Raw genomic sequence first — 13,333 nt, forward strand, 5'->3', positions numbered from 1 at the left:
CATGTTCGACTTCGCCCTCAGCGAGATGCTGCTGGCCGCCGTGGTGGCGCTGGTGGTGCTCGGGCCGGAGCGGCTGCCGCAGGCGGCGCGCGCGCTGGGCAGGATGCTGGGCAGGATCCAGCGCCTGGCCGGCAGCCTGAAAGCCGAGCTGGCGCAGCACGCCGATGTGGCCGACCTGCGCCGGATGCAGGAAACGCTGGCACACACGGCCAGCGAGCTCAAGCAGGAAATGCAGCAGCTGCGCGCCGGCGCGATGCCCGATTTGCCCGCTTGGGAGCGCCTGCCGCCGCCGCGCACGCCCGCCGATTTCGGCATCGATACGGATGAGGACGGCAAACACGTGCCCCGCCCTGCCCCGCTGCCAGCGGGCTTCCACACGCCTTCGCTCCAGCAGCGCGCCCGCGCCGGGCGGCGCAAAATGCAGCCGCGCGTGCGCATCCGGCCGCGCCTGCGGGTGCGCAAACAGGCGGGAGGCGGCAGCCGATGAACGCACAGCCTTTGGTGGAGCATTTGAAGGAGCTGCGCCGCCGCCTGATTTGGGTGGTGGCGGTGTTGCTGCTGTGTTTATTTGCCGCCGTGCCTTTTGCCAACACGCTTTATTCGCTGGTGGCCAAGCCGCTGATGGAAAGCCTGCCGCCGGGCGCGCATATGCAGGCGATTGATGTGATTGCGCCGATTTTCGTACCGCTGAAGGTGGCGCTGATGGCGGCGTTTCTCGTGTCGCTGCCGCACACGCTGTACCAGCTTTGGGCTTTTGTGGCGCCGGCGCTCTACCGGCACGAGAAGCGGCTGGTGGCGCCGCTGCTGCTTTCCAGCGTGGGGCTGTTTTTTGCTGGGATGGCGTTTTGCTATTTTTTGGTGTTTCCCTTGGTGTTTAAGGTGTTTGCCTCGGCCACGCCGGAAGGGGTGAGCATGATGACGGACATCGACCGCTATCTTTCCTTCGTGCTGGGGATGTTTGTGGCCTTCGGCGCGGCGTTTGAGCTGCCGGTGTTGGTGGTGCTGCTCTACCGCATGGGCGCGGTGCCGCTCACGGCGCTGAAAACGGCGCGGCCTTATGTGGTGGTGGCGGCTTTTGTGGTGGCGGGCATCATCACGCCGCCGGATGTGATTTCGCAGTTTCTGCTGGCGGTGCCGCTGATTGCGCTGTATGAGGCGGGGCTGCTGATGTGCCGTTTGACCAAACCGAATGCGGAAGTGGCCGCGCTGCCGAGCACTACGGATGCGGATGAGGCCGGCTAACCCGGTTGCCTGGTTTTCAGGTAGCCTCTAACCTTGTTGAGGCTACCTGAAAATATGCTTGCAACAAAACGAAACCGGGCGTCTCAAATTTTGGCGAAACCAAAATACAGCATTTGAGTTGCAAACCTTTTGGGATTTTCAGGTAGCCTTTCACAGCCGAATGTTGCAAACCTACGCTTTGCCAGCCCTCTCCCACAGGAGAAGGGACAGGTTTCAGGTAGCCCCAACCCGATGCAGGCTACCTGAAAAACAATGCCTCGGCGCCGCGAAAACCGAATTTGCTTTTTCAGGCAGCCTTTGCTACTTCATCCAACCTTTTCTTTTATTTGAATAACCGATGCCGATTGCCCAATCTTCTGCTTACCGCATGGCCGTGTGCAGCCTGCTTGCGCTGATTTTCTTATCTTTGGCTTGGGAGCTGTGGCTGGCGCCGCTGCGCCCGGGCGGCTCGTGGCTGGCGCTTAAGGCGCTGCCGCTCTGCCTGCTGCTGCCGGGGATTTTGCAGCGGCGTCGGCAAAGCTTCCTGCTCTCGGGCATGCTGGTGCTATTTTATGCGGCGGAAGCGGTGGTGCGGCTGTTTGACGCGGTGCCGGCGAGCAGGGCTTGCGCGATGGCGGCTTTGGCGGCGGGCGGGGTGTTTTTTGTGTCTTGCCTGATGTTTATGCGCTCGGGCCGGAAGGAGCGGGCATGATGTGGCAGCGGCTGAAGGAAAGCTGGGTGGTGTGGCTGGGCATGGCGCTGATGGCGGTGGTGCCGTTTTTGTCGTCGTGGCGCACGGGGCCGCAGGGGGGCTGGTTTATCGAGAGCGGCTCGCTGATTTTCGCCTCGCTGTTTGCGCTGCTCACGCTGTGGCTGAACCCGGTGCGCGCGCGGCTGCCTGCGGCGATGGTGTATTTTGTACTGCTGGCGGGCTTTTGGGTGGTGCAGGCGCGGATTTTGCGGCTGCCTTATCCGCAGATGTCGGATTTGACGGCGGCGGTGTTTTGCGTGATGGCGCTGTTGGCTTGGGCCTGCCGGATTCAGGTGGCGCGCCTGGGGCAGGACAGGGTGGTGGAAATCTTTGCCTGGGCGCTGCTCGCGGGGGCGCTGTTGCAGGGCTTGGTGTGTGTGTTTCAATTTATCGGGCACACGGGCTGGCTGCCGGGGCTGATGCGCTCGCCGCATAAGTATTTCGTGTTCGGCCAGGTGGGGCAGCGCAACCATCTGGGCCACTATATGATGTGGGGCGTGCTCTCGCTGGGCTATCTGTGGAGCCGGCGGCGGCTGCCGGGGCTGCTGGCGTTTGCGCTGGCGGTGTTCCTGTCGCAGGTGGTGGGGGTGATTACGTCGCGCACGATTATCCTGTATGTGGGCGCACTGCTGCTGCTGTTGCCGTTTTTGTATGTACTGGGCGGGCGGCCGCTGCGGCGCTGGTGTGCGTTTACCGCGCTGCTGGTGCTGGGCGTGTTGGCGGCGCAGCTGCTGATGCCTTGGCTGATTAGCAATTTCCTGCCGAGCGATGTGGAATCTTCGGGCGTGGGGCGCTTGGTGTCGGGCGATGCGGCCAGCCCGGGGCGCGCTTCGGAGTGGGCGAAGGCGTGGACGGTATTCACCGAAAACCCATGGCTGGGCGTGGGCTGGCAGGGCTATGCACATGAAAGCTTCGCGCTGGCCATGCGCAACCCGGGCTTCCGCAACTACGACGTGGGCGTGCTCTTCACCCACAGCCACAACAGCATGCTGGAAATCCTGGCCGAAACGGGCATGATTGGCGCGCTGTTGGTGTTCGGCGGCTGGATGCTGGTGGCCAAAGGCTACCTGAAGAAACGGCTGGGCGCATCTTCCGCGCTGATGCTGGCCTTGATGACCGTGTCGCTGTGCCACAGCCTGCTGGAATATCCTTTGTGGTATGTGTATTTCCTCACGCCCTTCGTGGTGATGATGAGCCTCACCCCGGCCAAAACGCCCGGCTGGTTCGTGCGCCCGCAGCCGGGCATGTGGACCAAACGCTTCGGCGCCGCGATGGCCGCGCTCGCCATCGCCATCACCGTGCAATACGGCTTCGCCTACCACCGTCTGATCTACGCCTACGCCAACCCCACCGAAAATTATCCGCAATACAAGCAAGTGGACACCCTGCGCGAGCTGGAAGAAAAACACTACTTCCTGAAGTATTACGCCCAGATGGGCATCATCCGCAAAATCGACTGGCTGCGCCCGCTGCCCGAATGGGGCCAAGACGCCGCCCTGCGCGCCAGCCTGTTCCGCCCCTACGCCAACACCGCCGTGCGCGCCTTCTATCTGGAGCAGGCCGGCCGCGAGCGCGAAGCCGCCGACTGGCTCTTGAATATGGGCCGCTACTACCCCAAGCAGCAGCCACACCTCTTGAGCACCGCCGCCGCCTTCCGCGCCGCCCCCGCCATCGTGCAGCCCCTGCGCGAACAGTGCCAGCGCTATGTGCAAACCATGCCCGAAGCCGCCGGCAACCTCACCTGCGGCACCCAGCCCGCCAGCGCCGCCGGCACAGCGGCCAGCCGCAGCAGCCAAAGCAGCGGCGGCTGACGAGGCTACCTGAAAACCCAGCCGCTACAGCCAGCAAAACTTCACACCCGTAATCCCAGCCCCTGCTTACGCAAAGATACGCAAAAGAATTTGGCTTGTGCGCCGCTATCAGGCAAAGTGTTAAGACGCTTGAAATTAAACAGCTATAAGCGGGTTTGGCAAACAACATTGCCCATACGGCCCGCCGCAACACAATCTACGCCGCACTGCGCGGCATCCTAATAAAGGAGTAATCATGAACCGTGTTTTATTGGTAGACGACGACGCCCTGCTCACCGAACTCTTAACCGAATACCTGAGCGCCGAAGGCCTCGAAGTCAGCAGCGTGCCCGACGGCGAAGCCGGCGTGAACGAAATCCTCAACGGCAACTACAACGTGGTGGTGCTCGATTCCATGATGCCCAAGCTCAGCGGGCTCGACGTGCTCAAAACCGTGCGCCAGCAAAGCAAAATCCCCATCATCATGCTCACCGCCAAAGGCGACGACATCGACCGCATCATCGGCCTCGAAATGGGCGCCGACGACTACGTGCCCAAGCCCTGCCAGCCGCGCGAACTTCTGGCGCGCATCAACGCCATCCTGCGCCGCACCCGCCAGGCCGAGCCCGACAACAGCACGCCCAACGTAATTTCCGTGAGCGGCGTTACCCTCTATCCGGCCAAACGCCAAGCCACCATCGGCGAAGCCCCGCTCGAGCTCACCAGCACCGAATTCAACCTTTTGGAAGTGCTCATGCGCCACGCCGGCCAAGTGGTAAACAAAGAAACCCTCTCGCTGGAAGCGCTCGACCGCAAGCTGGCCAAGTTCGACCGCAGCATCGACGTGCACATCTCCAGCATCCGCCACAAGCTGGGCGACGCCTCGCTGATTCAAACCGTGCGCGGCTTGGGCTATCTGTTTGTGAAAAACTGATGCTCCGTTTTTCAGGTAGCCTCAATCCGCCAAAAGGCTACCTGAAAACATCTAGCCGCCGCCAAGCCATGCCGGCCAACGGCGGCTCTGTTTTCCCGCCCGCCCGATTTCCCCTTCCCGCCAAAGCAAATTCATGAAACTGTTCCAGCGGATTTTCCTCACCTTCTTCTTCGTTATCATCGCCGCCATTTTCGTGGCCAGCTTCTCCTTTTGGCTGGTGCAAGACAAAGTGGCCGAAACCCGCTTCAAGCAGCAGCGCTCCTTCGAAACCGGCCTGCTCAACAGCACCGTAACCGTGTTTCAAACCCGCGGCCTCTCCGGCGTGCGCGAAACCCTGCAAGACTGGAACAACACCCCCACCTTCGACAACATCCTCGTGATTTCCGGCGACAGCAAAGCCGATATTTTCCAGCGCCCGGTGGAGCCATCGCGCATCCTCGCCGCACGCAAATTCGCCGCCGAATTCCCCAACACCCGCGTGGTGCGCGTGGCCTACGACCCGCTGGGCGAAGAATACATCTTCATGCTCGCCGATTGGGACAAACAACAGCCCGCCCGCCTGCCCTCCCCGCTGATGATTCCCGGCGTGGAAATGGCGCCGGTGTGGCACGAGCTCATCATCCTCAGCTTCATCATCATCGTCGGCCTCCTGCTGGCCTACATCCTCGCCAACAACATCTCCCAGCCCATCCGCACACTTGAGCGTGGCATGAGCCGCCTGGCCGAAGGCGACCTCGAAACCCGTATCTCCCACCAGCTCATCGGCCGGCGCGACGAATTGGCCAAGCTGGCCGTGCAGTTCGACCGCATGGCCGGCCAGCTGCAAAAACTGGTGGAACGCGAACGCCACCTGCTGCACCACGTTTCCCACGAAATGCGCTCTCCGCTGGCGCGCATGCAGGCTCTGCTGGCGCTGCTGCAAGTGCAGCCCCACAAGCAGGAGCAAAACATCAAGCGCCTCGAATCCGAGCTCACCCGCATGGACAAACTCGTAGGCGAGCTGCTCACCCTTTCCCGCCTGGAAACCGCCAATGTGGAAATGGAAAAAGACCCGCTCAAGCTCGTGCCCTTCCTGGAAAACCTGATGGAAGACTGCCGCGCCATCGCCTGCCAAAACAGCCAGCACATCGCCTTTGCCTACGACCCCGCCGACGCCGACGCCACCGTCTCCGCCAACGAAGGCTACCTCTACCGCGCCTTCGACAACGTATTGCGCAACGCCATGTCCTACAGCCCCGAAGGCAGCCAAATCAACATCCGCCTCGGCGAGCACAAACACAACTGGGTGGTGGACATCACCGACAACGGCCCCGGCGTCGATCCCCAGCAGCTGCCGCACATCTTCACCGCCTTCTACCGCGCCGACAGCGGCGCCCACAAGCCCGGCACCGGCCTAGGGCTGGCCATCGCCCGCCACGTGATTGGCAAACACGACGGCCTCATCAACGCCAACAACGTTGAGCCCAACGGCCTGAACATCCGTTTCGAGCTGCCCAAGCTCACCGCCAAGCAGCAGAAGCGCGAAGGAAAAGAACGCGAGCGCGAGCGCGACGAAGCCCAGCAAGCTTCCTGATTTGCCCGCCGTATTTTCGCTTCGCCGAAGCTGACGTTTTCAGGTAGCCTCAGCCCCGCCACGGCTTGCTTGCCGATTTTGGTATAATCCTGCTGTTTTCACGGCAGCCCCTTTGGACCCACCCATGAGCACCAACACGATTCTGATTATCGCCATCCTCGTTTTCGCGCCGGTGTTCGGCGTATTGCTATACAACACCTATCAGGAAAAGAAATACCGCGACGCCATCCGCGCCCAGTTCGGTCATGCCGACAAAGACGCGCTGCTGGAAAGCCACACCCATTCCGTGCGCGACGGGCAGCAGCAAGCCCCCGCCGCCGAAGAAGAAAGCGCCCCGCGCCTCCAGCCCGCCTTCGTCCAAGCCGACCGCCCGGCCGAACATGCCGGCGAGCCCGTGGCCGAGACGCTGCCCGAACAGCGCGCCGAACCGGCCGAGCCGGTGTTGCAGGCCGAGCCTGCCGCCGAAACGCCCGCCTTTAACTTCCAGCCCGTGCCCACCCCCGCCCCCTCGCAAACCCAAGAGCCGGCCAAGCGCAAGCTGCTGCTCGATTTGCAGGATTTGGCCAAACAGCAGCTGCCTTGGTTCGACAGCCGCTTTGATTACTTGTGCTACATCTCGCTGAAAGAGCCGCAGGAGCTGCACGCCATGCCGCGTCTCTCCAGCCGCCACCGCTTCCGCATCGCCGGCTGCACCATGGACGACCGCTTCCAAATCGCCGAGCCGATTCCCAGCGTGTACTACCAAGGCTTCGTAATCGGCCTGCAAGCCATCAGCCGCAACGGCCTCGCCAGCATCGCCGAGCTCGAGCAATTCGGCGAGCAGGCCAACGCCTTTGCTGAAAAAATGGACGGCGGCCTGCTGCTCACCGACATCGACACCTTCCTCTCCATCGCCCGCCCGCTCGACGAGCTCTGCGCCCGCGTGGACCAAACCATCGCCATCCACCTGGTGTCGCGCAACAACGTGAGCGGCGTGGAATTGCGCAACGCCGTGGAGCGCCAAGGCTTCGAGCTTTCGCACGACGGTATGTTCTACCTCAACGACCAGGCCGGCGAGCCGCTGTTTGCCATCTCCACCCTCGACAACAGCGCCTTCACCGCCACCCTGCTTTCCAGCCAAAACTACCGCGGCATCAGCATGCTGTTCGACGCGCCGCACATCCCCGACGGCGAGAAAAACTTCAACCGCTTCATGGACATCGCCGTCAAGCTTTCCAGCATGCTCGGCCTGGATTTGGTCAACGACAAGCTGGAAGAGCTCTCCACCCAATGGCTGAAAGAAATCCGCAGCTACGTGGTAGCGCGGCAGGATGAAATGAAACGGGTGGGCATCGAGCCCGGCAGCGAGCTGGCCAAACGGCTGTTTTCATAAGCGCCACCCCATCGCCGCAGCCAAACAGGCTACCTGAAAATCGGATTGCCCGTTTTTCAGGTAGCCTGTTTCCCCACCCAAATCCTTATTTTTCATCACTCATCAGGAAAACACCATGCACACACCCAGCAACCTACGCGCCGCCGTTGAAGCCGTGGCCATCCCCCGCAGCAACCTCACCATCGGCAGCAGCCGCGCCCTGAAATCCATGGAAGCAAACGAACACGGCCTGCACCTCGACCTGTGCTTCGGCTTCCCCATCGGCCACATCGCCGGCGAGCTGGAGCGGGATATTGCCGCCGCGCTGGCCGACGCCGGCTGCACCCAAAGCCCGCACATCACCCTCCGCAGCGAAATCACCGCCCACAAAGTCCAGCCCGGCGTGCGCACCATCAGCGGCGTGAAAAACATCATTGCCGTGGCTTCCGGCAAGGGCGGCGTGGGCAAATCCACCACCGCCGCCAACCTGGCCATCGCGCTGCAAAGGATGGGCGCGCGCGTGGGCATTTTGGATGCGGATTTATACGGCCCCAGCCAGCCCACCATGCTCGGCGTGCCCGCAAGCAAGCCGCAGCAGGAAAATAAGCATTTCATCCCCGTACGTTCGGCCGAGGGCATTCAGGTAATGTCGATCGGCTTTCTGGTGGACACCGATCAGGCCGTGGTGTGGCGCGGGCCGATGGTGAGCCAGGCCTTGCAACAGCTGCTGTTTCAAAGCGAATGGGATGATGTGGATTATCTGCTTGTGGACCTGCCGCCCGGCACCGGCGACATCCAGCTCACGCTGTCGCAGAAGATTCCGGTAACCGGCTCGGTGGTGGTGACCACGCCGCAGGATATTGCGCTGATCGACGCGCGCAAGGCGGTGGACATGTTCGGCAAGGTCAACATCCCGATTTTCGGCGTGCTGGAGAATATGTCGGTGCACATTTGCAGCCGCTGCGGCCACCACGAGCCGATTTTCGGCCAAGACGGCGGCAGGGCGCTGGCCGAACGCTTGGGCGTGCCGCTTCTGGGGCAGCTGCCGCTGAGCCTGCCCGTGCGCGAGGCGATGGACAGCGGCAGCGCGGCGGCCATGCAGGCGGCCAACCCGGCCATCGCTCAAATCTACACCGAGGCGGCCTGGCAGGTTGCGCTGGCCGTGGCGGCAAAGGGTAAGGATTTCAGCAGCCGTTTTCCGCAAATTGTGGTGGAATAACGGCGGGTTTGATTCGGCAGGAAAGGCTGCGGGAAGCATGGGCTTCGGGCAGCCTTTTTTGTTTTCAGGTAGCCTCCGGACAAGCAGGCTACCTGAAATTTTTTTAAACCGCAGGAGGCAACCCTAGTTGCCGTCTTCTCACGGTATAGAAAGATACGATTGTCGGCACGGCTGGATTTTTCAGGTAGCCTCTTTCCCGCTTCAGTTACCTGAAAACAGGAATGCCACTCAGAAAACAACCGCCCCTCCCGCGCGGACAATCGGTTGAACACACAATAAGCTTTCCCATTTTTCAGGTAGCCTGCTTGTCCGGAGGCTACCTGAAAAAGCGCAGACCCCGAATTCTCCTCTAATTAGAATTTCGGGGTCTGCTTTTAGCAGGTTTGTCTAGATATTGCTTAGACTAGCTGTTGGCAGGATTAATACGGTTCTTTCAGATCGTATTTTTTGCCGGCAACCTGGCCGTAAATTACCCAGCCGAAGAAGGTTACCAAACCACCGCCCAGCATTGCTTCGGCACCTGAACCATACAGGGCGTAGAAGCTGTAGATGTTACCAATCAGGGCGATGAAGGTGGTCAGTTTCATTTCACCGGCAGGCACGTTGCTGACTTTCTGCATTACATACAGGGCAGACATAGACAGTACGTAGGGCACCAGGTTCGTTACCACAGCCAAGTTCACCAACACGTCGAACTGTTCGCTCAAGCTCGGGCTCATGGTCATCAAGGAGAGCAGGGTTTGCACGCCGCACAGGATGAGCATACCAACCAACGGGGTATTGGTTTTGGTTACTTTGCTGAATACTTTTGGGAAGTAGCCTTCATCAGCACTGGATTTGAACACTTGAGCCACGGTGAACTGCCAGCCCAACAGGGAACCGGTACAAGCCAGCACCATCAAGCCCATCACCACTTTACCGATAGTCGGGGTGAAAATGTGAGCAAATACCAAACCGAAGGGGCCGTCGGAAGCAGCCAAATCAGCATTCGGCAGAATACCAGCCACCACGTTGGTAGAAACAATATAGATTACCGCAGTCATCAGCGTACCGCCCAATACAGCGATCGGCACGTTTTTCTCGGGGTTTTCCACAGCATCGGAGTTCGCACAGGCAGATTCCAAACCAAGGAATGACCACAGAGTGATGGAGATTGATTTCGGCAAAGCCTCAAACACACCGTAGTTATGCGGGTTCCAAGCAGCAGCATATTTGGCACCGTCAAACCAGAACCAGCCGATAATGGAGATGCCCACCACCGGAATCACCACGCCCCACACGGTAAAGCCGCCAATTTTACCGGTAATGGAAGCACCGCCGAAGTTAGCCACGGTGGTAACCCATACGAAAATGATGGTCCACATGGTTACTTGCTGCGGAGAAAGCTGCCATTCCATCAGCTGAGCCAAATAGCCCACTGCGGTAATAGCGATGGCGATGTTAGCAATTACCAGAGAAACGGCATAGGTATAGTTGGCAATGAAGTTGCCGGATTTGCCAAAGGCATATTCGGCATAACCGCCCATACCACCGGCGTTTTTACTGAAGCGGCCACACTTGGCGAACGCATAAGCCAGAGCCAGCGAACCGCCTGCGGTAACCAGCCATGACAAAATAGAAATCGTACCAACCTGAGCCAATTTGGCCGGCAACATGATGATGCCGGAGCCCATCATATTCACCATGGTGAGAATGGTCAGCTGCACCACACCCATCTTGTTTTGAGAGGTTGACATAGTAATAAATCCTTCTTAAAGCGGTAAGCAAACCTTGCCAATGTTCCGGCGCAGCTTGCCTTACCGCGCAAATCATCATCAGATAGAGGCTACCTGAACCCATTTCAGGTAGCCTGACACGGCCTTAGTCTTTCACGATAACGTGGCCGAACGCACGGCGGCTGCCGTCTTCCACGGTTTGCAGGTATACACCTTGGAGCTCGGGCTCGAAGCCGGGCAGGCAGTTGATGCCTTCTTCCAGAGCCAAGAAGTATTTCTGCACCGCACCGCCCCAAACTTCACCCGGGATAGTGCAAAGCACGCCGGGAGGATAAGGCAGGGCGCCTTCGGCAGCGATTTGGCCGGCGATTTCGCTCAAGCGAACCAGTTTCACTTCGTTGCGGATGAAGGCTTGCTGTGCTTCGTAGGGCAGCATGGCTTGTTTCGGCCAGCCGTCGGCACGGAACATCTCGCTCTGTAACTGTTTCATGTTGTTGCGTTTGTAGAAGTCGTGCATTTCTTGGCACAGGCGGCGGATGGTGTAGCCTTTGTAGTATTCGGCGTTGCGGCCGTATACGGTGGGCACCACTTCGCTCATCGGGCTGTCGGCTTCGATGTGTTGTTCGAAGCGGGCGATCAAGGCGATCAGGTGTTCCATCTTAGCCAGGTCTTCGGCCGGAGTCAGCAGAAACAGGATGGAGTTCAAGTCGCATTTTTCCGGAACGATGCCGTTGTCGCGCAAGAAGTTGGCCAAAATGGTAGCCGGTACGCCGAAGTCTTCGTATTCGCCGGTTTCCACGTTGATACCCGGGGTGGTCAGCAGGAATTTGCACGGGTCAACAAAGTATTGACCTTTGCCGTACCCCGGGAAGGAGTGCCATTTGGCGCCCGGTTCGAATTCGAAGAAGCGCAGGTCTTGGGCGATCTGCTCGGTCGGGTAAGATTCCCACGGTTTGCCGTCAACAGTTTCCGGGATAAACGGTTTGATCAGCTTGCAGCTTGCGCGCAGCAGCTTACGGGCTTCGATAGACACGCTTACGCAGTCACGCCACAGGTTGCGACCCACTTCGCCGTCCAAGATACGGGCGTTCACGTCAAGAGAAGCGAACATCGGGTAGAACGGGCTGGTGGAAGCGTGAATCATGAACGCATTGTTGAAGCGTTTGTGGCTGCAATAGCGTTTCTGGCCTTTAATATGGCTGTCTTTTTTGTGGATCTGTGAAGCTTGAGAGAAGCCGGCCAGTTGTTTGTGTACAGACTGGGTAACGAAGATGCCGGGGTCGTTTTCGTTCAATTCCAGCAGCATCGGAGAGCAGTCGCGCATCATCGGGATGAACTGTTCGTAGCCTACCCAAGCGGAGTCGAACAGGATGTAGTCACACAAATGACCGATGCGGTCTACTACCTGGCGAGCATTGTAGATAGTGCCGTCGTAAGTACCCAACTGAATGATGGCCAGGCGGAACGGACGTTCTTCCTTAGCGCGTTCCGGAGCAACTTTGGCCAGCTGCTCACGGATGTAGGACTCTTCGAAGCAGACGTTGTCGATACCGCCGATGAAGCCGAAGGGGTTACGGGTAGTTTGCAGATAAACCGGGATGGCGCCGCCAGTAACCAAAGCACCGATGGTGTTGGATTTGTGGTTGTTGCGGTCGAACAATACCAAGTCACCTTTAGCCAGCAGGGCGTTGGTTACCACTTTGTTGGAAGAGGAAGTACCGTTCAGAACGAAGTAGGTCTTGTCGGCGTTGAACACTTTGGCAGCGTGTTGCTGGGCTGCGCAAGCGGGACCTTCGTGAATCAACAGGTCGCCCAAACGAACGTCGGCGTTGCACAAGTCGCCACGGAATACGTTTTCGCCGAAGAATTCGTAGAACTGACGACCGGCGGGATGTTTGCGGTAGAACTGACCGCCTTGGTGTCCCGGGCAGTCGAACTGGGCGTTACCAATGCCCACATATTGCTGCAGGGCGCCAAAGAAAGGAGGCGGCAGCTGAGATTCATACTTCTGCAGAGCAGTAGTTACCTGACGGCCGTAATATTCTTCGTTGCCGCGGCCAAGCTGAATCACGCCGTTGATGCGGGTCAGCAGGCTTTCCGGCACGCTTTCGCCAGGTTGCAGAGCCACAAATACCGGGATACCGAAGCCGGTGGCTTCAACTTGCGTTACAGCTTGTTCTGCATCGCCGGTAGAAGCAACTACGGCACCAATACCTGCGAGGTCGGCACCTTGCACGTCCACCACGTCGAATTCAGTGGTGAAGCCCTGTTGAACAGACGGGCTGGCTGCTACTTTTAAAAACGTCATATCAAACTCCTATGTGTTTCAATAAACACCGCCGCCAAGCTTCAGCGGCAGCAATGGAAAAAATTTTTTTCGGAGTGATGAATGTGTTGATACTGCTATTTTATTGTGTAGTTTTGTAAAACTATGGACTTGTTCTACATCCGGACCAAACGTATTTTAGCACAAACCATCCTGATTAATCCAGTATCAAACCGTTTGAAAAACGGCCAATCTAATTGCGACCCAGTCGCACTTGGATATTAAAGAATGCTAACTTAGTGCAATTATTACTACTTTTTAGCTCATTTGTTGGGCGGATATTAGCATAAGTATTTTTTGAAAGACAATTCTTTTTGACTGAATCCCCGTTGCGGATTTGCGCTAGCGCAAAGAAATTCGCAGTAATGTAAACAAAAGTAAAAGTAAAGAAAGCTTAACAATGCTTGATTTATTAGCATGTTACACCATAACCGCCCCTACTCCTTCCGCAGG

General features: G+C 58.7%; 10 protein-coding genes. 8 read left to right on the forward strand and 2 right to left on the reverse strand.

Annotation, left to right across the window (positions count from 1 at the left end; genetic code table 11):
- Position 1: 1 nt before the first annotated feature.
- From tatB to apbC, 8 genes are all read left to right on the forward strand, one after another.
- Complete coding sequence (gene tatB, locus LG371_RS01720; RefSeq protein WP_067590913.1) at positions 2-487, forward strand: Sec-independent protein translocase protein TatB; 486 nt, start codon at positions 2-4, stop codon at positions 485-487.
- Complete coding sequence (gene tatC, locus LG371_RS01725; protein ID WP_067590909.1) at positions 484-1,242, forward strand: twin-arginine translocase subunit TatC; 759 nt, start codon at positions 484-486, stop codon at positions 1,240-1,242. The genes tatB and tatC overlap by 4 nt, the downstream gene beginning before the upstream one ends.
- A gap of 343 nt (positions 1,243-1,585) precedes the next feature.
- Positions 1,586-1,933, forward strand: coding sequence for a DUF2069 domain-containing protein (locus tag LG371_RS01730; protein WP_179945893.1), 348 nt, complete (start codon positions 1,586-1,588; stop codon positions 1,931-1,933).
- A complete protein-coding gene (locus LG371_RS01735; protein WP_067590904.1) occupies positions 1,930-3,783 on the forward strand; it encodes a PglL family O-oligosaccharyltransferase in 1,854 nt (617 codons plus the stop codon). The genes LG371_RS01730 and LG371_RS01735 overlap by 4 nt, the downstream gene beginning before the upstream one ends.
- A gap of 235 nt (positions 3,784-4,018) precedes the next feature.
- Positions 4,019-4,696, forward strand: a complete 678-nt coding sequence (locus tag LG371_RS01740; protein WP_197902035.1) for a response regulator transcription factor — start codon at positions 4,019-4,021, stop codon at positions 4,694-4,696.
- A 133-nt stretch (positions 4,697-4,829) separates the two neighbouring features.
- Positions 4,830-6,269: a cell wall metabolism sensor histidine kinase WalK gene (locus tag LG371_RS01745; protein WP_225747555.1), complete on the forward strand. Its 1,440-nt coding sequence runs from the start codon at positions 4,830-4,832 to the stop codon at positions 6,267-6,269.
- 124 nt (positions 6,270-6,393) lie between these two features.
- The gene (locus tag LG371_RS01750; RefSeq protein ID WP_225747556.1) at positions 6,394-7,641 is read left to right on the forward strand and encodes a cell division protein ZipA C-terminal FtsZ-binding domain-containing protein; all 1,248 of its coding nucleotides are present in this window, start codon (positions 6,394-6,396) and stop codon (positions 7,639-7,641) included.
- A 115-nt stretch (positions 7,642-7,756) separates the two neighbouring features.
- Complete coding sequence (apbC, locus tag LG371_RS01755; RefSeq protein ID WP_067590895.1) at positions 7,757-8,839, forward strand: iron-sulfur cluster carrier protein ApbC; 1,083 nt, start codon at positions 7,757-7,759, stop codon at positions 8,837-8,839.
- Between the two features lie 419 nt (positions 8,840-9,258).
- Here the strand turns inward: apbC and potE are convergent, their stop codons facing one another.
- Both potE and LG371_RS01765 read right to left on the reverse strand, forming a co-directional pair.
- Complete coding sequence (gene potE, locus LG371_RS01760) at positions 9,259-10,575, reverse strand: putrescine-ornithine antiporter (protein WP_225747557.1); 1,317 nt, start codon at positions 10,573-10,575, stop codon at positions 9,259-9,261.
- A gap of 124 nt (positions 10,576-10,699) precedes the next feature.
- A complete protein-coding gene (locus tag LG371_RS01765; protein WP_225747558.1) occupies positions 10,700-12,862 on the reverse strand; it encodes an ornithine decarboxylase in 2,163 nt (720 codons plus the stop codon).
- Positions 12,863-13,333 lie beyond the last annotated feature (471 nt).

This window comes from Eikenella sp. Marseille-P7795, assembly GCF_916618725.1.
GTDB lineage: Bacteria > Pseudomonadota > Gammaproteobacteria > Burkholderiales > Neisseriaceae > Eikenella > Eikenella longinqua.